General features: G+C 68.3%; 27 protein-coding genes. 8 read left to right on the top strand and 19 right to left on the bottom strand.

The features are described 5' to 3' along the window. Position 1: 1 nt before the first annotated feature. Positions 2 to 763: a phytanoyl-CoA dioxygenase family protein gene (locus E0H73_RS42450; protein ID WP_131366449.1), complete on the top strand. Its 762-nt coding sequence runs from the start codon at positions 2 to 4 to the stop codon at positions 761 to 763. Between the two features lie 3 nt (positions 764 to 766). Here E0H73_RS42450 and E0H73_RS42455 read toward each other — a convergent pair whose 3' ends face one another. The 5 genes from E0H73_RS42455 to E0H73_RS42475 all read right to left on the bottom strand — a co-directional run bounded on the left by E0H73_RS42455 (position 767) and on the right by E0H73_RS42475 (position 3,352). Beyond that, positions 767 to 1,102, bottom strand: coding sequence for a YnfA family protein (locus E0H73_RS42455; RefSeq protein ID WP_131366451.1), 336 nt, complete (start codon positions 1,100 to 1,102; stop codon positions 767 to 769). Beyond that, positions 1,099 to 1,509: a MerR family transcriptional regulator gene (locus tag E0H73_RS42460; RefSeq protein WP_131366453.1), complete on the bottom strand. Its 411-nt coding sequence runs from the start codon at positions 1,507 to 1,509 to the stop codon at positions 1,099 to 1,101. Before E0H73_RS42460 ends, E0H73_RS42455 begins: the two co-directional genes overlap by 4 nt. After that, a complete protein-coding gene (locus E0H73_RS42465) occupies positions 1,506 to 1,826 on the bottom strand; it encodes a hypothetical protein (protein WP_131366455.1) in 321 nt (106 codons plus the stop codon). Before E0H73_RS42465 ends, E0H73_RS42460 begins: the two co-directional genes overlap by 4 nt. Positions 1,827 to 1,865: 39 nt before the next feature. Next, complete coding sequence (locus E0H73_RS47705; RefSeq protein ID WP_131366457.1) at positions 1,866 to 2,558, bottom strand: DUF1707 and FHA domain-containing protein; 693 nt, start codon at positions 2,556 to 2,558, stop codon at positions 1,866 to 1,868. 65 nt (positions 2,559 to 2,623) lie between these two features. After that, positions 2,624 to 3,352: a hypothetical protein gene (locus E0H73_RS42475; RefSeq protein ID WP_131366459.1), complete on the bottom strand. Its 729-nt coding sequence runs from the start codon at positions 3,350 to 3,352 to the stop codon at positions 2,624 to 2,626. Between the two features lie 86 nt (positions 3,353 to 3,438). Between E0H73_RS42475 and E0H73_RS42480 the strand changes: the two genes are divergently transcribed. The 3 genes from E0H73_RS42480 (at position 3,439) to E0H73_RS42490 (ending at position 5,877) form a co-directional block, all read left to right on the top strand. After that, positions 3,439 to 4,515, top strand: coding sequence for an ATP-dependent DNA ligase (locus E0H73_RS42480; RefSeq protein WP_131366461.1), 1,077 nt, complete (start codon positions 3,439 to 3,441; stop codon positions 4,513 to 4,515). After that, positions 4,515 to 5,279 carry a polyprenyl diphosphate synthase gene (gene uppS, locus E0H73_RS42485; RefSeq protein ID WP_131366463.1) on the top strand — a complete coding sequence of 255 codons (765 nt, stop codon included), beginning with the start codon at positions 4,515 to 4,517 and terminating at the stop codon, positions 5,277 to 5,279. The genes E0H73_RS42480 and uppS overlap by 1 nt, the downstream gene beginning before the upstream one ends. 94 nt (positions 5,280 to 5,373) lie before the next feature. Further along, the gene (locus E0H73_RS42490; protein WP_131366465.1) at positions 5,374 to 5,877 is read left to right on the top strand and encodes a hypothetical protein; all 504 of its coding nucleotides are present in this window, start codon (positions 5,374 to 5,376) and stop codon (positions 5,875 to 5,877) included. A 4-nt stretch (positions 5,878 to 5,881) separates the two neighbouring features. Here E0H73_RS42490 and E0H73_RS46340 read toward each other — a convergent pair whose 3' ends face one another. Then, positions 5,882 to 6,058: a hypothetical protein gene (locus E0H73_RS46340; RefSeq protein WP_165556115.1), complete on the bottom strand. Its 177-nt coding sequence runs from the start codon at positions 6,056 to 6,058 to the stop codon at positions 5,882 to 5,884. Between the two features lie 43 nt (positions 6,059 to 6,101). Next, positions 6,102 to 7,991, bottom strand: coding sequence for an ABC transporter ATP-binding protein (locus E0H73_RS42495; protein WP_131366467.1), 1,890 nt, complete (start codon positions 7,989 to 7,991; stop codon positions 6,102 to 6,104). A gap of 153 nt (positions 7,992 to 8,144) precedes the next feature. Here E0H73_RS42495 and E0H73_RS42500 point away from each other — a divergent pair, with 153 nt between their 5' ends. The 3 genes from E0H73_RS42500 to E0H73_RS42510 are packed head-to-tail and all read left to right on the top strand — an operon-like array spanning position 8,145 to position 9,373. Continuing rightward, positions 8,145 to 8,585, top strand: coding sequence for an SRPBCC domain-containing protein (locus E0H73_RS42500; RefSeq protein ID WP_131366469.1), 441 nt, complete (start codon positions 8,145 to 8,147; stop codon positions 8,583 to 8,585). After that, positions 8,582 to 8,911, top strand: coding sequence for an ArsR/SmtB family transcription factor (locus E0H73_RS42505; protein ID WP_238164629.1), 330 nt, complete (start codon positions 8,582 to 8,584; stop codon positions 8,909 to 8,911). The genes E0H73_RS42500 and E0H73_RS42505 overlap by 4 nt, the downstream gene beginning before the upstream one ends. 15 nt (positions 8,912 to 8,926) lie before the next feature. After that, on the top strand, positions 8,927 to 9,373 hold the full coding sequence (locus tag E0H73_RS42510) for an SRPBCC family protein (protein WP_131366471.1): 447 nt from the start codon (positions 8,927 to 8,929) through the stop codon (positions 9,371 to 9,373). Here the strand turns inward: E0H73_RS42510 and E0H73_RS42515 are convergent. Both E0H73_RS42515 and abc-f read right to left on the bottom strand, forming a co-directional pair. Then, positions 9,370 to 10,143 carry an enoyl-CoA hydratase/isomerase family protein gene (locus E0H73_RS42515; RefSeq protein WP_131366473.1) on the bottom strand — a complete coding sequence of 258 codons (774 nt, stop codon included), beginning with the start codon at positions 10,141 to 10,143 and terminating at the stop codon, positions 9,370 to 9,372. The genes E0H73_RS42510 and E0H73_RS42515 overlap by 4 nt on opposite strands. 25 nt (positions 10,144 to 10,168) lie before the next feature. Continuing rightward, positions 10,169 to 11,767, bottom strand: a complete 1,599-nt coding sequence (gene abc-f, locus E0H73_RS42520) for a ribosomal protection-like ABC-F family protein (RefSeq protein ID WP_131366475.1) — start codon at positions 11,765 to 11,767, stop codon at positions 10,169 to 10,171. A gap of 117 nt (positions 11,768 to 11,884) precedes the next feature. On the opposite strand from abc-f, the gene ypfJ reads away from it, so the two are divergent. Continuing rightward, positions 11,885 to 12,787, top strand: a complete 903-nt coding sequence (gene ypfJ, locus E0H73_RS42525; RefSeq protein WP_131366477.1) for a KPN_02809 family neutral zinc metallopeptidase — start codon at positions 11,885 to 11,887, stop codon at positions 12,785 to 12,787. A 13-nt stretch (positions 12,788 to 12,800) separates the two neighbouring features. On the opposite strand, the gene E0H73_RS42530 is transcribed toward ypfJ, so the two are convergent. The 10 genes from E0H73_RS42530 to E0H73_RS42575 form a co-directional block, all read right to left on the bottom strand. Beyond that, on the bottom strand, positions 12,801 to 13,004 hold the full coding sequence (locus E0H73_RS42530) for a hypothetical protein (protein ID WP_131366479.1): 204 nt from the start codon (positions 13,002 to 13,004) through the stop codon (positions 12,801 to 12,803). 66 nt (positions 13,005 to 13,070) lie between these two features. After that, complete coding sequence (locus tag E0H73_RS42535) at positions 13,071 to 13,700, bottom strand: acVLRF1 family peptidyl-tRNA hydrolase (RefSeq protein WP_238164630.1); 630 nt, start codon at positions 13,698 to 13,700, stop codon at positions 13,071 to 13,073. After that, positions 13,697 to 14,089, bottom strand: a complete 393-nt coding sequence (locus E0H73_RS42540) for a metal-sulfur cluster assembly factor (protein WP_131366481.1) — start codon at positions 14,087 to 14,089, stop codon at positions 13,697 to 13,699. The genes E0H73_RS42535 and E0H73_RS42540 overlap by 4 nt, the downstream gene beginning before the upstream one ends. After that, positions 14,082 to 14,564, bottom strand: coding sequence for a Fe-S cluster assembly sulfur transfer protein SufU (gene sufU / locus E0H73_RS42545; protein ID WP_131366483.1), 483 nt, complete (start codon positions 14,562 to 14,564; stop codon positions 14,082 to 14,084). The genes E0H73_RS42540 and sufU overlap by 8 nt, the downstream gene beginning before the upstream one ends. A gap of 6 nt (positions 14,565 to 14,570) precedes the next feature. Further along, on the bottom strand, positions 14,571 to 15,827 hold the full coding sequence (locus E0H73_RS42550) for a cysteine desulfurase (protein ID WP_131366485.1): 1,257 nt from the start codon (positions 15,825 to 15,827) through the stop codon (positions 14,571 to 14,573). After that, positions 15,824 to 16,585: a Fe-S cluster assembly ATPase SufC gene (gene sufC / locus E0H73_RS42555; RefSeq protein ID WP_131366487.1), complete on the bottom strand. Its 762-nt coding sequence runs from the start codon at positions 16,583 to 16,585 to the stop codon at positions 15,824 to 15,826. The genes E0H73_RS42550 and sufC overlap by 4 nt, the downstream gene beginning before the upstream one ends. Before the next feature lie 23 nt (positions 16,586 to 16,608). Continuing rightward, the gene (locus E0H73_RS42560) at positions 16,609 to 16,947 is read right to left on the bottom strand and encodes a non-heme iron oxygenase ferredoxin subunit (protein ID WP_131366489.1); all 339 of its coding nucleotides are present in this window, start codon (positions 16,945 to 16,947) and stop codon (positions 16,609 to 16,611) included. Beyond that, entirely contained in the window at positions 16,944 to 18,164 is a 1,221-nt protein-coding gene (gene sufD, locus E0H73_RS42565; RefSeq protein WP_131366491.1) for a Fe-S cluster assembly protein SufD, read from the bottom strand. Before sufD ends, E0H73_RS42560 begins: the two co-directional genes overlap by 4 nt. Beyond that, on the bottom strand, positions 18,164 to 19,576 hold the full coding sequence (gene sufB / locus E0H73_RS42570) for a Fe-S cluster assembly protein SufB (RefSeq protein ID WP_131366493.1): 1,413 nt from the start codon (positions 19,574 to 19,576) through the stop codon (positions 18,164 to 18,166). Before sufB ends, sufD begins: the two co-directional genes overlap by 1 nt. Continuing rightward, complete coding sequence (locus E0H73_RS42575; RefSeq protein WP_131366495.1) at positions 19,573 to 20,319, bottom strand: helix-turn-helix transcriptional regulator; 747 nt, start codon at positions 20,317 to 20,319, stop codon at positions 19,573 to 19,575. Before E0H73_RS42575 ends, sufB begins: the two co-directional genes overlap by 4 nt. Positions 20,320 to 20,417: the final 98 nt, after the last annotated feature.

Below are 20,417 nucleotides of genomic sequence, written 5' to 3' on the forward strand. Positions count from 1 at the left end.
CATGACGACCTCGACCGACCTGATCACGCCCCAGCACCTGGCCCAGTTCCGCGACGAGGGCTACTTCGTGCTGGACAGTGTGCTCACCGACGAGCAGCTCGAGCTGCTGCGCGGCGGAGCACAGTACTCGATCGACAAGCTCGACGCCGCCATGGACGAAGCCGGCACCGACTCGCTCGGCATCAACCACCGGGGCAAGCGGTACTTCAGCAGCATGATCTACCAGGACCGGCCCGAGCTGCGGCAGTTCCTGTTCAGCGAGACGATGGCCGAGATCTGCCGCGCGACGCTGGGCGACGACGCCTTCCTGTTCTGGGAGCAGTACGTGATCAAGGCGGGCGATCCGAATACGGCGTTCGCCTGGCATCAGGACTCCGGCTACGTGCACGAGGACCACGACCCGTACGTCACCTGCTGGATCGCCCTCGACGACGTGACCGAGGAGAACGGCTCGGTCTACCTGCTCCCGTACTCGCGGTCCGGCATCAAGTCGTACATCAAGCACATCCAGGACCCGAAGCGCAATGACATGGTCTGCTACTTCGGCTCCGATCCCGGCATCCCGATGACCGCGAAGGCCGGCTCGATCGTGGTCTTCTCCAGCGTCGTGATCCACCGCAGCGGGGCGAACCTGACCGACCGGAACCGGCGCGTGTACATCGCGCAGTACTCCAAGGAGGTCATCCCGGCCAAGGACGGCACGACGGCCCACGGTGCGTTCGACCCGTTCCTCGACGGCGGGCGCATCATCGCCGATCGCTGACGGTCAGGAGCTGCGCGGCGCGTACATGATGACGACGACGCCGACGAGACAGATCGCGGCGCCGAGCAAGTCCCAGCGGTCCGGGCGGAAGCCGTCGACCACCATCCCCCACGCGAGCGATCCGGCCACGAACACACCGCCGTACGCCGCGAGGATGCGGCCGAAGTTCGGATCCGGCTGGAACGTCGCAACGAAGCCGTAGGCACCGAGCGCGATGACGCCACCCGCGATCCACCACAGGCCGCGATCCTCACGCCAGCCCTGCCAGACCAGCCAGGCACCACCGATCTCGGCCAGCGCGGCCAGGACGAAGAGCGCCACAGACCGCAGTACGGTCACTGGCCGAGCTCGGTGAAGGGCAGCGGGCAATTGGGGTCGCCCGCACAGGTCTGCAGGTCGTCGCAGCCGGCCGCGATCCCCGCACGCAGGGTCTCGGCGATGACGGTGAGGTCGGCGATCTTCGCTTCCACGTCGGTCAGCTTCTCGCGAGCCCGTGCCTGCAGCCCGGCTCCCTCGCCGAGCGCATGCCGATGCCTGGCCGTATCGAGCAGTTCGGACACTTCGGTCAGCGTGAACCCGAGCCGCTGCGCCGCCTTGATCACGCGCAACGTGGTGACCGCAGTCTCCGGGTAGACGCGATGCCCACCAAGGCTGCGCACCGGCTCGTCGAGCAGCCCGCGGCGTTCGTAGTACCGCAGGGTCTGGAGGTTCACGCCGGCGGCGGCTGCCACCTCGCCGGATCTCACGCCGGCAACCGATCCGCCAGTCCATCCAGTACGGCGACTTGGGTGGGCGGTACGCCGATGCGTAGGTGGAAATGGCCGTCGGTTGGTTCGGTGAGGGTGAAGGCGAAGAAGGAGCAGCACTCGGACTCGCGGGCGGTCAGGTCTGCGGTGGTGTCGCGGGCTTCGGCGGCGAGCGTCAGGTCGAGCGTCTGGGGGTCGACGCGGTTGGCGTTGCGGAGGTGGTCGGCGAAGAGTTGGTCGAACTCCGCAACGCGGAGTGGTTGCTCCGCGGTCGGCAGGGTGCAGGCGGCCGGAGCCCAGGCGAGGTGATCGGTCATGAAATCGACGGTAAACCTGTACCCAAGTACCGGATGCAACTATTCGGGCTGATCGGTCCAGATGAGTACGTACGCCACCGCGCCGAAACGGACCTGGTCGCCGGGCCGGACCCGGACCGGCGTGGTCAGGCGCAGACCGTTGACCTCTGTGCCGTTCATCGAACCGAGGTCGCGCAGCATCCAGCTGTCTTTCACGTAGCGGAGCTCCGCATGGAATCGGGACACGGACAGGTCGGCCAACCGCAGCGTCGCGCCCGGCCCGCGTCCGATCCGGACCGTCGGCGATCCTGGCGCCGGTAACGCCAGCCCGGGCGGCGGCAGAGCCGGCGTCTTCTGTTGCACGACTCCAACCCGCGGAAGGGACCCGAGGCGCTCGAGAAACCCGAACCACGCCCCGACGACTCCACTCGGCCGCTCAGGGGTCCCAGCGCCCGGCCATCCCTCGGACCGCGCTGGTGGTCGGGTCAGGCTGGGGCTGCGGATGACTTCGAGCCGGGGCAGTCGGGAACGGAAGTCCCGGAGCCGGCGCGTGACGCGCGGCTCCTCGCGAGGCAGGTCGCGAATGGCGTCGGCGAGTTCGCCGCGGCTCTGGGCGCGCAGAACGAAGTTCATCCGGCGGACGAAGGTGTCGTGGGACAGCCGCCCGGTCCCGGCGCCCTCGCGCAGGATGGCCAGGGCACGATCCCGCTCGGCGTCCGACGGACGCGTCCCCTCCGCCGGAACCGATGTCATCTCATGATTGTCCGGTCCGATCCGGTTCACTGTCCACCGAACCCCGGGGGCGGCCGGGGACCAGCTCAGCGGTACTGAATCCGGTAGGCGACGTGCGCATCGCCCTGCGAGAGCCCGACGTTCGAGATCCCGACGACCAACTGGTGACCGTTGGCGTCGTTGCGATACGTCACGTACGTCGTACCTGCCGCACCTTCAGTCGCGATCCGGCGCCAGGACGGTCCGCCGGATGCGGAGATCTGCGTCAACGCTTTCGTCACCGCGGGCGTCGCGTAGTACGACATCCACTTCGTGTCGCCGCGACCCCACGCGCGGACCAGGTTGTCGGACCACTGCACCGCATTCCAGGCACGCGGTTCGTTGGCGAAGCTGACGACTCTCGCGGCGTGCCAGCCGCCCGGCGGGCGCAGCTCCGGCGCGGCGTTCGCGACCCCGAGCGTGAGAGTCCCGCCGCGGGCATCGTCGTGGTAGGTCACATAGATTGTCCCGGCGGCGCCTTCCGCCGAGACTCGGCGCCAGTGAATCCCGCCTGGCGAGGCCTGCGCGAACAGAGCACGCGTGACCTCGGCCGTGCCGTAACAAGCTGTCATTCTCGTGTCACCGCGACCCCAGGCACGGACCAACCGATCCGCGTAGGTGACCGCATCCAGCCGAGCGACCGACGCACCGCACGAGGCGGTCGTCTGAGCACTGGCCGCAACGGCCGGAGCCGCTGAACCGCCGAGCACGAGCGGAGCAGCAACCGCGAGCGCGGCCGCCATCCCGACGGCCTTGGATAGACCCTTGATCTTCATGATCAACCTCCCGAGTTGGTCACTTCGTCCTCAGTGGTTCGACGCGCCCGATCGCCCACGAGTTGGCTGTGGGTGAGAATGACGGGATGCGACTGCCTGTGATGCCACCGGTCAAGCCGATGCTCGCCAAGCCCGTGAAGGAGATCCCGCGCGGGGAGATGAGCTACGAGCCCAAGTGGGACGGGTTCCGCTCGATCATCTTCCGGGACGGGGACGAGGTGGAGATCGGCAGCCGGAACGAGAAGCCGATGACGCGCTACTTCCCCGAGCTGGTCGAGGCGGTGAAGGCGAACCTGCCGGAGCGCTGCGCGATCGACGGCGAGATCATCGTGATCGGCGCGTCCGGCGACCGGCTCGACTTCGAGGTGCTGCAGCAGCGCATCCACCCCGCTGCGAGCCGAGTGAACATGCTGTCGGAGAAGACGCCGGCGCGGTTCGTGGCGTTCGACTTGCTGGCGCTGGGTGATGAGGACTTCATGGAGCGTCCGTTCGCGGAACGGCGTACCGCTCTGATCAATGCGCTGGCTGGTGTGAAGGCGCCGATCCATGTCACGCCGGCGACGACCAACCGCGACACCGCCGCGGAGTGGTTCGAGCAGTTCGAGGGCGCCGGCCTGGATGGGCTGATCGCCAAGCCGATGGACGTCACCTACCAGCCGGACAAGCGCGTGATGTTCAAGGTGAAGCCGGAGCGCACCGCGGACTGCGTGGTCGCCGGGTATCGCGTGCACAAGAGCGGCCCGGACCGGATCGGATCGCTGCTGCTCGGGCTGTACAGCGACGACGGCACGTTGGCGAGCGTCGGGGTGATCGGTGCGTTCCCGCTCGAACGGCGAAAGGAACTTTTCCAGGAGATGCAGCCGCTCGTCACGACGTTCGACGATCACCCGTGGGCGTGGGCGAAGCAGGAGGAGGGCGTGCGTACGCCGCGCAACGCGGAGGGCAGCCGGTGGCAGGCAGGCAAGGATCTGTCGTTCGTCCCGCTGCGGCCGGAGCTGGTGGTCGAGGTTCGCTACGACCATATGGAAGGCATCCGCTTCCGCCACACCGCACAGTTCGTCCGCTGGCGCCCCGACCGCACCCCCGAGTCCTGCACCTACGAACAACTAGAGGAGCCGGTCAAGTTCGACCTGGCCGACGTACTGTCGAGCGCTCAACGCTGATGAAGGTCCTGTACGACGTCTACGCCCGGATCCTGCGACGCCAGCTGGCCGGACTGCCGATGCCGCGGCACATCGCGATCGCGATGGACGGCAACCGCCGCTGGGCACGACGAGCCGGGTACGACGACGTGCGGGTCGGTCACCGGTTCGGCGCGGAGCATCTGGAGCTGTTCCTGCGCTGGTGTTCCGAGGCCGGCGTCCACTGCGTGACCGCGTGGGTCGCATCGGCGGACAACATCCGGCGCCGCGATTCGGCCGAGGTCGACTACCTGATGCGGCTCACCGAGACGGTCCTGGCCGAGCATGTACGACGTGACCACCGGTGGCGGCTGCATGTCGCGGGGCAACTTGATTTGTTGCCTGATACAACCGCTCGGGCGCTGAAGGAGGCGGTCGAGGAGACGCGCGACCGGACGGATGCGGGTGACCTGACGCTCGCCATCGGGTACTCCGGCCGGCTCGAGGTGGTGGACGCCGTACGGGCTGTGCTGGACGAGGCTGCCTTGGCCGGGCGTTCGTTGGAGGACGTCGCTGACGAGTTGAGCGAGGACATCATCGGCCGGCATCTCTATCTGCCTGAGCTGCCGGATCCCGACCTGGTCATCCGGACGAGTGGGGAGCTCCGGATGTCGGACTTCCTGCTGTGGCAGGCGACGCGCTCGGAGGTCGAGTTCTGCGACTTGTACTGGCCCGCGTTCCGGCAGGTCGACCTGCTGCGGGCGCTCCGCACCTACGGACGGCGCCGACTGGAACGATCCAGTTGATCATTTGAGCAGGTGCCACGGCCAGGACCGAATACATCGGGCCCCCGCGGGGGCACTATGGAGGCATACCGACTGGTAGGAACCGGAGGTTGCGATGTACGACGTCGTACTGCTCGTCGAACAGGAACTATCGGCGCCGGACGCGAAACGCGTCGTTGAACTGCACCAGGACATGCCCGAGTCCGTCACGTACCACGTGCTCGTGCCGTGCCACAACGCCGAGGCCGGCGTGGAGGCCTCGATCAGCGCACTGGGCACCGCGGATCTGTACGGTCCAGGGCTGGCCAGTCAGCGCCAGGATCTCGCCGAGGCGCAGAAGGCGATCGACACCGAGGCGAAGGGCTGCAGCGGACGCAGCGTGCAGCGGCTGCGCGACCTAGGGCAGCACGCTGAGGGCGGCATCTCGCACGACCGCCCGATCGACGCCCTGATCGCCACTGTGGACCACGTGCAGGGCCAGGAGGTCATCATCCTGACCCGGCCACACGTCGTGGCCGAGTTCTTCCACCTCGACTGGACCAACTCCGCCCGCCGCCACCTCGGCGTACCCGTCCTCCACCTGCTCGAACACGACCCGGAGAAGGCCTCCGCCTCGTAGCGGGTCAGAACCGGAGCATGACCGCATAGGTGACGCCGACCGCGAGGGCGGCCATCAGCAGCGACACCGTGGTCCGGATCGTTCGGTCGCCGGTTTCGCCGTAGTGGCGGCCGTCCTCGGAGTTGTACGCGAGTTTGTAGCCGGCGTAGCCCGCGGCGAGGGCCAAGCCCAGTCTGATCATTGTCCCCTCCCCCTCACTGCCCCTCAGAACCAAAGTAGCTCGCTCAGACGCCGGCCGCGGATCCCGCCTCGGCGAACTGGGTGCGGTACAGGTCGGCGTACTCGCCGCCCTGGGCGAGCAACTGCTCGTGCGTACCGCGCTCGACAATGTTGCCGCGGTCAACGACCAGGATCAGGTCGGCGTTCCGCACGGTCGACAACCGGTGCGCGATCACGAGCGACGTACGCCCTTCCAGCGCGGTGTCGAGCGCGCGCTGTACGGCGACCTCGGACTCGGAATCCAGGTGCGCCGTCGCTTCATCCAGTACGACGATCTGCGGTGCCTTCAGCAACAATCGCGCAATCGCGAGGCGCTGCCGTTCACCACCGGACAGGCGGTGACCACGGTCCCCCACCACGGTCTCGAGGCCATCGGGCAGGGACGAAACCAAGGTCCACACCTGCGCGGACTTCAGCGCCTCGATCATCTCGGCGTCGGTGGCGTCCGGCTTCGCGTACGCGAGGTTCGCCCGGATCGTGTCGTGGAACATGTGCGCGTCCTGCGTGACGTACCCGATCGTGTCGTGCAGCGACTGCAACGTCACCTCGCGTACGTCCTGCCCGCCGACTCGCACGACGCCGCCGGTCACGTCGTACAGGCGGGCCACCAGGTTGGTGATCGTGGTCTTGCCGGCGCCGGACGGGCCGACCAGCGCAACCATCTGACCGGGCTCCACGACGAAGTTCACATCTTCGAGCACCTGCGAGGACACCCGCTTGTCGAGCACGGCGACCGACTCCAGGCTCGCGAGGGACACCTGCTCAGCTGTCGGGTAGGCGAACGCCACGTGGTCGAACTCGACCCCGGCCCGCTCACTCCGCAGTTCCTTGGCCTCCGGAGCATCCTTGATCATCGGCTCGAGGTCGAGCACCTCGAAGACGCGCTCGAACGAGACCAGCGCGGTCATCACGTCGACCCGCACGTTCGACAGTGCGGTCAGCGGGCCGTACAGCCGGCCGAGCAAGGCGACCAGTGCCAGCAGGGTCCCGACGGTCAGCGTCTCCCGGACGGCCAGGTTGCCGCCGACGCCGTACACCAAGGCTGTCGCGAGCGCGGCGACCAGAGTGAGCGCCGTGAAGAACACGCGGCCGAGCATCGCGATCCGGATGCCGAGGTCGCGGACCCGTCCGGCCCGTTCACTGAAGTCGTTCTTCTCGATCGACGGCGTACCGAACAGCGTGACCAGCAGCGCTCCCCCGACGCTGAACCGCTCGGTCATCGCCGTCGACATCTCGGCGTTGAGGTTCATCTGCTCACGCGTCAGCGTGGCCAGCCGGCGACCGAGGATCCGTGCCGGGATCAGGAACACCGGCAGGAGCAGGATCGCCACGACCGTCAACTGCCAGCTCAGCACGAGCATCGCGCCGACCACGAGGATCAGGCTGATGATGTTCGACACCACGCCGGACAGCGTCGAGGTGAACGCCTGCTGGGCGCCGATCACGTCGTTGTTGAGCCGGGACACCAAGGCACCGGTCTGCGTCCGGGTGAAGAACGCGACGGGCATCCGCTGGACATGCCCGAAGACCTTGGTCCGCAGGTCGAAGATCAGACCTTCGCCGATCCGCGCGGAGAACCAGCGCTGCATCAGCCCGAGCCCGGCCTCGACCACCGCGAGCAGGGCCACCACCAGCGCGAGCGCCGTGACCAGTCCCGCGTTTCCTTTGGTGATGCCGTCGTCGACGATCTTCTTGAACAGCAGCGGCGAGGCGATGACCATGAACGCCGACAGGATGACGAGCACCAGGAACACCGTGATGTACCAGCGGTACGGCTTCGCGAACCGCGCGATCCGGCGCAGCGTGCCCTTGGCGAGCTTCTGCCCGGTCACGGATGAGTCCTGACGCCGCCAGCCGTAAGCGCCCATGCCGGCGCGTGCCATCCCTGAGGACATGCAGTTCCTCTCCGCTCCTGTGTGGTGAAGCTTCACAACAGTTCAGGTCCTCACAATGTTCCCACTCACCGTCATGCAACCAATGGTTGCGGATGCGATGAGAGTGCCCTACAGTCATAGGCAACCAAAGGTTGCGAAAGGACGGTGGGTGAGATGGCGGACCGGACCATCGAGCGGGAGATCCGGGTGGAGGCGGCACCCGAGGTGGTCTACGAGGTGATCAGCTCGCCGAAGCACCTGCGCGAGTGGTGGCCGGACGAGGCTGACCTCGAGCCGGTCGCCGGTGCCACCGGGACCGTCTCGTTCGGCGAGGAGCCGGACGGGAAGGTCGTCTCGCTCACGGTCGTCGAGGCCGACCCGCCGCGACGGTTCGCCTTCCGGTGGGACTATCCGGAGGGCGAGACAGCCAGCGAGACCAACTCGCTGCTGGTGACGTTCGACCTCGTCGCCGCCGGCACGGGCACGGTCCTGCGCTTCGCCGAGACCGGATTCGACGAGGCCTCCGAGGCGCAGTACCGCGATCACATCAACGGCTGGAACTACTTCCTCCCCCGCCTCGTGCCGTACGTCGACCGGCTGGTGTCCGCGCCGTGATCGACGACGGGCTCTGGTCGGCGGTCGGCGATCCGACCCGGCGCCGGATGCTCGACCTGCTGCTCGCCAACGGCGGCGGGACCGCGACCGGCCTGAGCGATCAACTGCCGGTCACCCGGCAGGCCGTCGCCAAACACCTCGCCGTCCTCGAGCGGGTCGGCCTGGTCCACGCCAAGCCGTCGGGGCGGGAACGGCGCTACACCGTGGACGAATCACAGCTTGCCCGTGCGATCGCGCAACTGACCTCGGTCAGTGACGCCTGGGACCGCCGGCTCCAGCGCATCAAGCGGATCGCCGAATCCATTCAACGCAGTACAGACATCTGAACGAGAGGCACTCCCATGGTCGACATCTTGCACCGCGTCGGAATCACGGCGTCCCCCGAGGACGTCTCGAAGGCCCTCACCACGATCCCCGGCCTGGCGGGCTGGTGGACCGACGACACCCGAGGCGACGACTCGGTCGGCGGCGTGATCGACTTCCACTTCCCCGTCGCCGGTGGCTCCTTCGGCATGAAGGTGCTGGAGACCAAGCCCGGCGAGCTGGTCCGCTGGGAGGTCGTGGACGGTCCCGAGGAGTGGATCGGCACCGAGGTCCGCTTCGACCTCAGTACGGCCGACGACTACACGATCGTCCTGTTCAAGCACGAGGGCTGGAAGGAGCCGGTCGAGTTCATGTACCACTGCAGCACCAAGTGGGGCTCGTACCTGCTGAGCCTGAAGAAGTACGTCGAGACCGGCACGGGCGACCCCGCTCCCCGCGACGTACAGATCAGCAACTGGCACTAGTGTCCTGAGTCGGAAGTTGCCAGGAGCTCCTTCAGCCGGCGCTCCTGGGCCTCCCGCTCGGCCTTCAGCTGGTCCTGGTACGAACGGTCCGCGGCACCGAGGAGCAACGCCTTGGTCTCGCGGATCGCTCCTGGGAGCGGCGCCAGCAGCGCCTCGGTCAGATCCTTGACCGTCCCGGCCAGCTCCTCCGGCGGTACGACGATATTCGCCAGACCGAGCTCCTTCGCCTCGTCCGCCTCCACCCAGCGGGTGGTCGCGCAGAGCTCCAGCGCCCGCGAGTACCCGACGAGTTGGACGAGCGGTTGGGTGCCACCGAGGTCCGGCACCAGGCCGAGCGCGGTCTCGCGCATGCTGAAGCGAACGTCCGGGGTGACGACACGGAGGTCGCAGGCCAGCGCCAGTTGGAAGCCGGCGCCGATGGCGTGACCCTGGACCGCCGCGATGCTGATGATCTCCGGTCGGCGCAACCAGGAGAATCCCGCCTGGAAACCGGCGATCAGCTCGTGCACCTCGGCGGTGGGTTTCGCCCCAAGCGTGAGCAACGCCTCCTGGCCGTCGACGCCCTCGCCCATCATCAACCGCCGGTCGAGTCCCGCCGAGAACGACGGCCCCTCCCCCGAAACCACGACCACGCGAACGTCGGACGGCAGCGTCGTACCAAAGTCGGCCAGCGCCTGCCACATCGCCGGGGTCTGTGCGTTCCGCACCTCGGGCCGGTCCAGCACGACCCGAGCCACCGGACCATCCACCGTCAACCGCAGTTCCTTCATGCGAGGAACATTACTCGCGATTAACTTAGGCGAGCGACACCAGGTCGGCGTAGTCGTTGGTCCAGAGGTCTTCGACGCCGTCCGGGAGCAGGAGGACACGCTCCGGCTCGAGCGCCTCGACGGCGCCCTCGTCGTGGGTGACCAGGACGATCGCACCGGCGTACGAGCGGATCGCGTTCAGCACCTCGGCCCGCGAGGCTGGGTCCAGGTTGTTGGTCGGCTCGTCGAGCAGCAACACGTTCGCGGCCGAGACGACCAGCGTCGCCAGCGCGAGTCGTGTCTTCTCGCCACCGGACAGCACCTTGGCCGGCTTCTCCGCGTCGTCGCCGGTGAACAGGAACGAGCCGAGCACGCTGCGCGCCTGCGTCTCGTTCAGATCCGGGGCCGCCGACTTCATGTTCTCCAGCACGGTCCGGTTCACGTCGAGCGTCTCGTGCTCCTGCGCGTAGTACCCGAGCTTGAGCCCGTGCCCGTCGATCACCTCGCCGGTGTCGGACTTCTCCAGCCCGGACAGGACCCGCAGCAGCGTGGTCTTGCCGGCACCGTTCAGTCCCAGTACGACGACCCGCGAGCCGCGGTCGATCGCCAGGTCGACGTCGGTGAAGATCTCCAGGGAGCCGTACGACTTCGACAGTTCGCGCGCCATCAACGGCGTCTTGCCACACGGTGCCGGGGTCGGGAACGCGATCTTCGCGACGCGGTCGGTCTTGCGCTCGTCCTCGAGCGAGGACATCAACTGCTCGGCCCGCCGCAGCATCTGCTGGGCCGCGGTCGCCTTGGTCGCCTTGGCGCGCATCTTGTTCGCCTGGTCGACCAGCTGGGTCGCCTTCTTCTCCGCGTTCGCCCGCTCGCGCTTGCGGCGCCGCTCGTCGGCCTCGCGCTGGGTCAGGTACGCCTTCCAGCCGACGTTGTAGACGTCGATCTCGGCCCGGTTCGCGTCCAGGTGGAACACCCGGGTGACGGTCTCCTCGAGCAGATTCACGTCGTGGCTGATCATGATCACGCCACCGGGGTACGACTTGAGGAAGTCGCGCAGCCAGATGATCGAGTCCGCGTCCAGGTGGTTGGTCGGCTCGTCCAGCAGCAGCGTCTCCGCCTGGGCGAACAGGATCCGGGCGAGCTCGACCCGGCGGCGCTGACCACCCGACAGCGTGGCCAGCGGTTGCCCCAGCACCCGATCCGGCAGCCCCAGGTTCGCCGCGATCCGGGCCGCCTCCGACTCCGCGGCGTACCCGCCGGCCGCGTGCAGGTCGGCCTCGGCCCGCTCGTAGCGGCGCATCCCCTTCGCACGGGTCTTCTCGTCCGCGCTGGCCATCGACTTCTCCGCGCTGCGCAACCGGCGTACGACGTCGTCCAGGCCGCGGGCGGACAGGATCCGGTCCCTGGCCAGGATCTCCAGATCCCCGGTCCGCGGATCCTGCGGGAGGTAGCCGATCTCGCCGGAGGTGGACACCGAGCCGCTGGCCGGCAGGCCTTCACCGGCCAGGATCTTGGTCAGCGTGGTCTTGCCGGCGCCGTTGCGGCCGACCAGACCCACCTTGTCGCCGGGTCCGACCCGGAACGAGGCGGGCGCGAGCAACTGCCTGGCACCGACGCGGACCTCGAGGTTGGAGACAGTGATCATCGCGGTGGCAGGCGTCCTCAGGGTCGGGAGTCAAGGCAGGGGGCGGGCGGTAGCAGGTCGGCGGCGCAGCGTCACGACACGCCAAAATCCCCCGCTCCGAGGACTAGTCTAAGTGCTGTGAAATTCAATCCGGACGCGGATCTCGACACCAGTGGGGTCGAGGACACCCGTGGGAGCGGTGGAGGGGGCGGTGGGCTGCCCGGCGGGATGATCCCGGTGGGCGGTGGCATCGGCGGCATCATCCTGCTCGTCGTCATCCTGCTGCTGAACGGCGGTCTGCCTGGTGGCGACGGCGGCAGCCAGGAGCCGTCGGTCCGCAACACCGCGGCCGGCAACCTGGACTCGTGCAAGAAGGGCACCGACCTGCAGGACAACCCGGACTGCCGGTTCGTGTTCTACCAGAACTCGATCGAGGGCTTCTGGGCCGCTGAGCTGCCGCGCCGGGGCAAGAAGTACACCCGGGCGCCGATGCGCGTCTTCGACGGCTCGGTCAACACCGGCTGCGGACCGGCCACCAGTGCGGTCGGGCCGTTCTACTGCCCGCCGGACAAGCGGGTGTACCTGGATCTCGGGTTCTTCCAGACCCTCCAGTCCGAGCTGGGCGCGAAGGGCGGCAACTTCGCCGAGGCGTACGTCGTGGCGCACGAGTACGGCCACCACATCCAGAACCTGTACGGGATCCTCGGCCGGATCAAGACGCGCAACGGCCCGACGTCGGACTCGGTCCGGTCCGAACTGCAGGCCGACTGCCTGGCCGGGATCTGGACCAACCACGCGACGACCGTGCCCGACAAGGACGGCGACACGTTCATCAGCGGCCTGACCGAGGACGACATCGCCCGCGGCCTGGATGCCGCGGCCGCCGTCGGTGACGACCGGATCCAGGAGAAGACGCAGGGTCAGGTGAATCCCGAGAGCTTCAGCCACGGCACCGCCGAGCAGCGGATGCGCTGGTTCAAGGCGGGGATGGACTCCGGCGACATGAACGCCTGCGACACCTGGTCGGCCAACCCGCTCTGACCTCGGTGGGCCGTCAGTCCGCGCCGGACCGCTTGTCGACGACGCGGCGGACGATCAGTCCGACCGCCAGCGCGGCCGCGACCAGGATGGCCGAGATGATCGCCCATTCGAGCGAGGACGCGCCGAGCTGGGTCCGGCCGCTGCGGGCACGCTGGGCGCGGGCCCGCGCCAGCGCATAGCCCGCCATGGCACGCCAGAACTGCAGCTCCGAGTTCAACCGCTGTCCTCCCTGTGCAATGGCCGCGAGGACCTCAGTATGCCCAGGTGGGACCACGTTCACGCCTCAGCGCGAATCCTCCGGAGGGTCGGTCAGTTCGATCCGGATCGCCCGCGCATCGGCGCCGGCCTGCTTGAGAACTCTCTGCTTCGGATCGGGTACGCCGAGGAACGGCGGCCGCACGAGTCCGGCCAAATCCTTCAGCCGCGGATCCTCCAGCACCGTGTCGACGGCCCGGCGGTCTCCCCCACACACCAGCGCTTCCAGCCGGGCGGACCCGAGGATCCGCACCGCGACCTCGGTCGCCGCGGCGAACGCCTCCCGGGCCTGGTTGTCCCGCCGTCGCGCGTACCGCTGCTGCGACCAGCCACCCGCTTTGGTCGTCCCCTGCACGTGGCGTGAGCCGACCTTGGAGTCGACAAGCTTGCCCCCGGCAAAGACCCCGGCACCGTAACCGCCACGCCGGACGAGCAGCACACCCAACCGCCACTCGCGCAGCACATGAGTGAGGAGCCCTTCCTTCGACAACTCCTCCAGTGGTGCAAACGGCACCTCGACAACGGCGAGCGAGCCGTCCTCGGCGGACACCGTGACGCTCGTCGGCGTCACGTCGTACGTCACCGCGCCGTGGCGGTCACCGAAGCCGGCCAGCCACCTGTCCAGCCGCTCCGGTGCCACCGTGACGACGCGTGTCACACGTTGAAGCCGAGTGCCCGCAACTGGTCGCGGCCGTCGTCGGTGATCTTCTCCGGGCCCCACGGCGGCATCCAGACCCAGTTGATCCGGAAGTCGTTGACCAGGCCGTCCAGCGCCATCCGGGTCTGGTCCTCGATCACGTCGGTCAGCGGGCAGGCCGCCGACGTCAGCGTCATGTCGATGATCGCCGTACTGGTGTCGTCCACGGTGATGCCGTAGATCAGGCCCAGGTCCACGACGTTGATGCCGAGCTCGGGGTCGACGACATCCTTGAGCGCCTCGGTCACATCCTCGACCGCGGCCGGGCTGGTGCCGGGCTGTGCTGCCTGGGCCGCCGCCTGCAGGTCGACCTCGGGCAGCTCGATCTTCTCGTCGGTCTGATCAGGCATTGCTCACTCCTTCTTGCTGTGCGGCGTCCTGGGACTCGTTCTGCGCCAGTGCCCGGGCGGTCGCGTCCCGCCAGGCCGACCAGCCCAGCAGCGCACACTTCACCCGGGCCGGGAACTGCGCGACGCCCGCGAACGCGACGCCGTCCTCCAGAACCTCTTCGTCCGGCTCGACATTCCCCCGGCCCTGCATCAGCTCGAGAAACTTCTCGTAGGTCGCCATGCCCTCGGCGACCGGCTTGCCGATCACCAGGTCGGACATCACCGAGGTCGCGGCCTGGCTGATCGAGCAGCCGACGCTCTCGTGCGTGATGCCGGTGACGGTGTCGCCGTCCAGCTCCACGCGCAGCGTCACCTCGTCCCCGCAGGACGGGTTCACGTGGTGCACTTCCACGTCGTACGGATCCGCCAGCCCCGCGTGGTGCGGGCTGCGGTAGTGGTCCAGGATGATCTCCTGGTACAGCGAGTCAAGCTGCATGAGACGTCAGGCCACCTTGAAGAAAGAACGGACGAACCCGAGGCCGTCGACCAGCGCCTCGATCTCCTCCGGCGTCGTGTACAGGTAGAACGACGCCCGCGTCGAGGACTGTACGCCGAACCGCTCGTGCACCGGCCGCGCACAGTGGTGCCCGGCCCGTACCGCGATCCCGCGGGTGTCCAGCACGGTCGCCACGTCGTGCGGGTGCACGCCGTCCAGCTCGAAACTGATCGCGCCACCGTGGTCCCTGGCCTCGGTCGGACCGAGGATCGTCAGCCCCGGCACCGTCTTCAGCCCCTCGAGCGCGTACTCCACGATCGCGTGCTCGTGCGCCGCGATCTTGTCCATCCCGATCCCGGACAGGTAGTCGACGGCCGCACCGAGCCCGACGGCCTGCGCGATCGGCGGCGTACCGGCCTCGAATCGCGCCGGCGGCGGGGCGTACGTCGAACCCGTCATCCGCACGACCTCGATCATCTCACCGCCGCCAAGGAACGGCGGCAGCGAGGCGAGCAGGTCGTACCGGCCCCAGAGCACGCCGACGCCGGTCGGGCCGACCACCTTGTGGCCGGTGAAGGCGAGCAGATCCGCGCCGAGCGCCGAGACGTCGACCGGGAACTGCGGCACCGCCTGCGATGCGTCGACGACCACGGTCGCGCCGACCGCGTGCGCCTTCGCCGCGACCTCGCTGACCGGGTTGATCGTGCCGAGTGCGTTCGACACCCAGGTCAGTGCGACGACCTTGGTCCGCTCGGTGATCAGCTCGTCGACGTTGCTCAGGTCAAGCCGGCCGTCCTCGGTGACGCCGAACCACTTCAGCGTGGCGCCGGTCCGTTCGCACGCGAGCTGCCACGGGACGATGTTGCTGTGGTGCTCCATCTCGGAGATCACCACGACATCGCCCGGCTGCAGCGACGCGCCGAGGGTGTGCGCGGCCAGGTTGAGCGCCTCGGAGGCGTTCTTGGTGAAGACGATCTCGTCCCTCGACGGCGCACCGATGAAGGCCGCCACCTTGTCCCGGCCACCCTCGTACGCCGCGGTCGCCTCGGCACCGAGTTGGTGCATCGCGCGGGCGACGTTCGCGTTGTGCTTCAGGTAGTGGTCCTCGATGGCCTGCACCACCTGGCGCGGCTTCTGCGAGGAGTTCGCCGAGTCCAGGTAGACCAGCGGGAGCCCACCGGCGAGCTCGCGTGAAAGGATCGGGAAGTCCGCCCGGACCGACTGCAGGTCCAGGGGACTGCTGAATGTCCGGGCGATGGTCACTTCGCGCCTGCCTTCAGGAACCGCTCGTAACCGTTGGCCTCGAGCTCCTCGGCCAGCTCCGGGCCGCCCTCTTCGGCCACCCGGCCGTCGACGAACACGTGCACGAAGTCCGGCGTGATGTAGCGCAGGATCCGGGTGTAGTGGGTGATCAGCAGGATGCCCTTGTCACCCTTCTCCGCGAACCGGTTGACGCCGGTGGAGACGATCTTCAGCGCGTCGATGTCGAGGCCGGAGTCGGTCTCGTCGAGGATCGCGATCTTCGGGTTCAACAGCTCCAGCTGGACGATCTCGTGCCGCTTCTTCTCACCACCGGAGAAGCCCTCGTTGACGTTGCGCTGGGCGAACTCGGGGTCCATCTCCAGGTCGCCCAGGGCGGTGTTGACGTCCTTGACCCAGGTGCGCAGCTTCGGCGCCTCGCCGTCGATCGCGGTCTTGGCCGTACGGAGGAAGTTCGCCACGGACACGCCGGGCACCTCGACCGGGTACTGCATCGCCAGGAACAGGCCGGCCCGGGCGCGCTCGTCCACCTTCATGTCGAGCACGTCTTCGCCGTCCAGCGTCACCGTGCCGGCGGTGATCTTGTACTTCGGGTGGCCGGCGATCGAGTACGCCAGGGTGGACTTGCCGGAACCGTTCGGGCCCATGATCGCGTGCGTCTGACCACCGGCGATGGTCAGGTTGACGCCGCGCAGGATCTGCTTCGGGCCGCTCTCGGTGTCGACCGACACGTGCAGGTCGCGGATCTCGAGTGTCGCCATGAGGATCTTCTATCTCCGTCGCTTTACAGGGATGCCTGGTTCAAGGGGTTCTTGACGTCGACGAGCAGGTCGTCGCCGTCCAGCCGGACCGGGTAGATCGGTACCGGGTCGTACGCGGGCAGGCTGGTCGGCTCGCCGGTGCGCAGGTCGAAGCGGGAGCCGTGCAGCCAGCACTCGATCTCGCACTCGCCGACCTCGCCCTCGGACAGCTGGATCTGCGCGTGCGAGCACTCGTCCCGCACCGCGAAGAACTGTCCCCCGCTCTTCACGACCGCGACCTCGACGCCGCCGACCTCGACCGGGATGACTCCCTCATCCGGTACGTCGGCGGCTGCGCAGGCGCGCTCGAAGCTGTCGCTCACTGTCCCGCGACCGCCGTGTGTCCGGTGGCCGCCGCCGCGGCGGCGCTGAGCTCGGCCGTCCGGGCCAGCTTCTCCTCGATCACGTCGTGCAGGTGCTCGGCGACCTCGGGAACGCCGATCTTGCCGATGATGTCGTTGAAGAAGCCGGACACCACCAGCCGCCGGGCCGCGTCCTCGGGGATGCCGCGGGCCTGCAGGTAGAACAGCTGCTCGTCGTCGAACCGGCCGGTCGCGGACGCGTGCCCGGCGCCCTCGATCTCGCCGGTCTCGATCTCCAGGTTCGGCACCGAGTCGGCGCGGGCGCCGTCGGTCAGGACCAGGTTCCGGTTCAGCTCGAAAGTGCTGGTGCCCTCGGCAGCGGCCCGGATCAGGACGTCGCCGATCCAGACCGAGCGGGCGTGGTCACCGGCGAGCGCGCCCTTGTAGATCACGTTGCTCTTGCAGTTGATCGCCTCGTGGTCGACGAAGAGCCGGTTCTCGTGGTGCTGACCGGACTCGGCGAAGTACACCCCCAGCAGTTCGGCGTCGCCGCCGGGACCGGCGTACCGGACGTTGGTGCCGATCCGGACGACCTTGCCGCCGAGAGTGACCACGACGTGGTGCAGCCGGGCGTCCCGGCCGATCAGCGCGTCGTGCTGGCCGAGGTGGATCGACTCGTGGTCGCCCTGCTGGATGCTGACCACGCGCAGCTCGGCGCCGTCGCCGACGACGATCTCGACGTTGCTGCCGAGCTCACCCGCGCCGGTGTGATCGATGATCACGATCGCGCGGCTGTGCCGGCCGGCGTCGACGATCAGGTGGCTGAAGCCGCGGGCGCCGAGGCTCGCGACGTTCACGTGCACCGCCTCGGTCAGCTCGGCCTCGACCGGGATCCGCACCGCGAGCGCCTCGCCCGCCTGGTTCCAGGCGATGGCGGCGGAGCGGTCCTGCGGCGTACCGACCTTCAGCGAGTCCGCGGCGACGGTCTCGAAGACCACACCGTCGGGACCGGACGCGTCGACCTTGGGGGTCTCGGTGCCGGCCTCGTCGGCGAACAGTGCCTTGAGGGCCTTGACCGGGGTGAAGCGCCACTCCTCCTCGCGCCCGTTCGGCACCGGGAAGTCGGCGACGTCGTACGACGTCGGCCGCTCGCTCCGGGCCTGGAGCGGGACCGGCGAACCCGGCCCGTGGGAGTGCGCCCGGTTGCCGGTGGCGACCAGGGTTTCAGCGGCGGACATCAGCCGACGGCCCCTTCCATCTGCAGCTCGATCAAGCGGTTCAGTTCCAGCGCGTACTCCATCGGGAGCTCGCGGGCGATCGGCTCGATGAAGCCGCGGACGATCATCGCCATCGCCTCGTCCTCGGCCATGCCCCGGCTCATCAGGTAGAAGAGCTGGTCGTCACTGACCTTGGACACGGTCGCCTCGTGTCCCATCGCCACGTCGTCCTCGCGGACGTCGACGTACGGGTAGGTGTCGGAGCGGCTGATGGTGTCGACCAGCAGCGCGTCACAGCGCACCGTCGACTTGCTGTGGTGCGACCCCGGGGCCACCTCGACCAGCCCCCGGTACGACGTCCGGCCGCCGCCGCGGGCCACCGACTTCGACACGATCGAACTGGAGGTGTACGGCGCGTTGTGCACCATCTTCGACCCGGCGTCCTGGTGCTGGCCCTCGCCCGCGAACGCGACCGACAGGGTCTCGCCCTTGGCATGCTCGCCCATCAGGTAGACGGCCGGGTACTTCATCGTCACCTTGGAACCGATGTTGCCGTCGATCCACTCCATCGTCGCGCCCTCTTCGCAGGTGGCGCGCTTGGTGACCAGGTTGTAGACGTTGTTCGACCAGTTCTGGATCGTCGTGTAGCGGCAGCGGGCGCCCTTCTTCACGATGATCTCGACCACCGCGGAGTGCAGCGAGTCCGACTTGTAGATCGGCGCCGTACAGCCCTCGACGTAGTGCACGTAGGCGTCCTCGTCGACGATGATCAGGGTCCGCTCGAACTGGCCCATGTTCTCGGTGTTGATCCGGAAGTAGGCCTGCAGCGGGATGTCCACCTTGACGCCCTTGGGCACGTAGATGAACGACCCGCCGGACCAGACCGCCGTGTTCAGCGAGGCGAACTTGTTGTCGCCGACCGGGATGACCGAGCCGAAGTACTCCTGGAAGATCTCCGGGTGCTCCTTCAGGCCGGTGTCGGTGTCGAGGAAGATGACGCCCTGGGCCTCCAGGTCCTCGCGGATCTGGTGGTAGACGACCTCGGACTCGTACTGCGCGGCGACGCCGGCGACCAGGCGCTGCTTCTCCGCCTCCGGGATGCCGAGCTTGTCGTAGGTGTTCTTGATGTCCTCGGGCAGTTCTTCCCAGCTGGAGGCCTGCTTCTCGGTCGACCGGACGAAGTACTTGATGTTGTCGAAGTCGATCCCGGACAGGTCCGCACCCCACGACGGCATCGGCTTGCGGTCGAAGAGCTTCAGGCCCTTCAGCCGCAGGTCGAGCATCCACTCCGGCTCGTTCTTGAGGGTGGAGATGCCCCGCACCACGTCGGCGGACAGGCCGCGCTGTGCGACCGCGCCGGCGGCGTCGGAGTCGGCCCAGCCGTACTGGTAGTTGCCGAGGCCTTCCAGTTCGGGGTGAGCGGTTTGCGTCATCGTGCAGTCCTCGCAGATTCGCCGTCGGATACAGGGGCAGGACCGGACACGGCCTGGGGGGCCGGGACGTGCCCGGGAATATGTGTGGTGCAGACACCGTCGCCGTGGGCGATGGTGGCCAGTCTCTGGACGTGCCGGCCGAGCAACCGGGAGAACACCTCGGTCTCGGCCTCGCACAACTGGGGGAACTGCTCGGCCACGTGCGCGACCGGGCAATGGTGCTGGCAGAGCTGCTCGCCGTGCGCGGCCTTCGCCGTGGACGCGGCGTACCCGTCCGTGGTCAGGGCCCGGGCGAGTGCCTCCGCCTTGTCGCTCTCGGGAGCCGCGTCGATGAGCTCCCGGTACCGCTGCTCCACCTCGGCGACCCGGCCGCGGGCGAACTCCGCGACCGCCTCGTCACCGCCGGACTCGGCGATGAACTTCATCGCGGTGGCCGCCAGGTCGTCGTACGCCTGGTGGAACGCGTGCCGGCCGGTGTCGGTCAGCACGAAGACCTTCGCGGGGCGGCCGCGGCCACGCGGGCCGTAGACACGCTCCTCGCGGGACTCGACCAGGCCGTCCTCGAGCAGGTGGTCGAGATGCCGGCGGACCGCCGCCGGCGTCAGCTCCAGGCGCTCGGCGAGCACCGCGGCGCTGGACGGACCGTTGGTCAGGATCGAGCGGGCGACCCGGTCCCGGGTGGACTCGTCCCGCGCCGCCACCGCGCCGGTGGGCGCAGCTCCGGTAGTCGCAGGATTTTTCACAACATCAGTGTCGCGTAATTCCCGGGGGCCTTCAAATAAGGCTCACCTAACCGGCTCCCGCGCTCACGCGGGGCTCGGGGGCCGATCGTGACCAGGGT

The sequence above is a fragment of the Kribbella pittospori genome (assembly GCF_004331465.1).
GTDB lineage: Bacteria > Actinomycetota > Actinomycetes > Propionibacteriales > Kribbellaceae > Kribbella > Kribbella pittospori.

Excerpts from the sequence above, each read along its gene's own strand:
- E0H73_RS42450 (WP_131366449.1), top strand. The coding sequence starts at position 2 with ATGACGACCTCGACCGACCTGATCACGCCCCAGCACCTGGCCCAGTTC.
- E0H73_RS42465 (WP_131366455.1), bottom strand. The coding sequence starts at position 1,826 with ATGACCGATCACCTCGCCTGGGCTCCGGCCGCCTGCACCCTGCCGACC.
- E0H73_RS47705 (WP_131366457.1), bottom strand. The coding sequence starts at position 2,558 with ATGACATCGGTTCCGGCGGAGGGGACGCGTCCGTCGGACGCCGAGCGG.
- E0H73_RS42475 (WP_131366459.1), bottom strand. The coding sequence starts at position 3,352 with ATGAAGATCAAGGGTCTATCCAAGGCCGTCGGGATGGCGGCCGCGCTC.
- E0H73_RS42480 (WP_131366461.1), top strand. The coding sequence starts at position 3,439 with ATGCGACTGCCTGTGATGCCACCGGTCAAGCCGATGCTCGCCAAGCCC.
- uppS (WP_131366463.1), top strand. The coding sequence starts at position 4,515 with ATGAAGGTCCTGTACGACGTCTACGCCCGGATCCTGCGACGCCAGCTG.
- E0H73_RS42490 (WP_131366465.1), top strand. The coding sequence starts at position 5,374 with ATGTACGACGTCGTACTGCTCGTCGAACAGGAACTATCGGCGCCGGAC.
- E0H73_RS46340 (WP_165556115.1), bottom strand. The coding sequence starts at position 6,058 with ATGATCAGACTGGGCTTGGCCCTCGCCGCGGGCTACGCCGGCTACAAA.
- E0H73_RS42495 (WP_131366467.1), bottom strand. The coding sequence starts at position 7,991 with ATGTCCTCAGGGATGGCACGCGCCGGCATGGGCGCTTACGGCTGGCGG.
- E0H73_RS42500 (WP_131366469.1), top strand. The coding sequence starts at position 8,145 with ATGGCGGACCGGACCATCGAGCGGGAGATCCGGGTGGAGGCGGCACCC.
- E0H73_RS42510 (WP_131366471.1), top strand. The coding sequence starts at position 8,927 with ATGGTCGACATCTTGCACCGCGTCGGAATCACGGCGTCCCCCGAGGAC.
- E0H73_RS42515 (WP_131366473.1), bottom strand. The coding sequence starts at position 10,143 with ATGAAGGAACTGCGGTTGACGGTGGATGGTCCGGTGGCTCGGGTCGTG.
- abc-f (WP_131366475.1), bottom strand. The coding sequence starts at position 11,767 with ATGATCACTGTCTCCAACCTCGAGGTCCGCGTCGGTGCCAGGCAGTTG.
- E0H73_RS42540 (WP_131366481.1), bottom strand. The coding sequence starts at position 14,089 with ATGCCTGATCAGACCGACGAGAAGATCGAGCTGCCCGAGGTCGACCTG.
- sufU (WP_131366483.1), bottom strand. The coding sequence starts at position 14,564 with ATGCAGCTTGACTCGCTGTACCAGGAGATCATCCTGGACCACTACCGC.
- sufC (WP_131366487.1), bottom strand. The coding sequence starts at position 16,585 with ATGGCGACACTCGAGATCCGCGACCTGCACGTGTCGGTCGACACCGAG.
- sufD (WP_131366491.1), bottom strand. The coding sequence starts at position 18,164 with ATGTCCGCCGCTGAAACCCTGGTCGCCACCGGCAACCGGGCGCACTCC.
- sufB (WP_131366493.1), bottom strand. The coding sequence starts at position 19,576 with ATGACGCAAACCGCTCACCCCGAACTGGAAGGCCTCGGCAACTACCAG.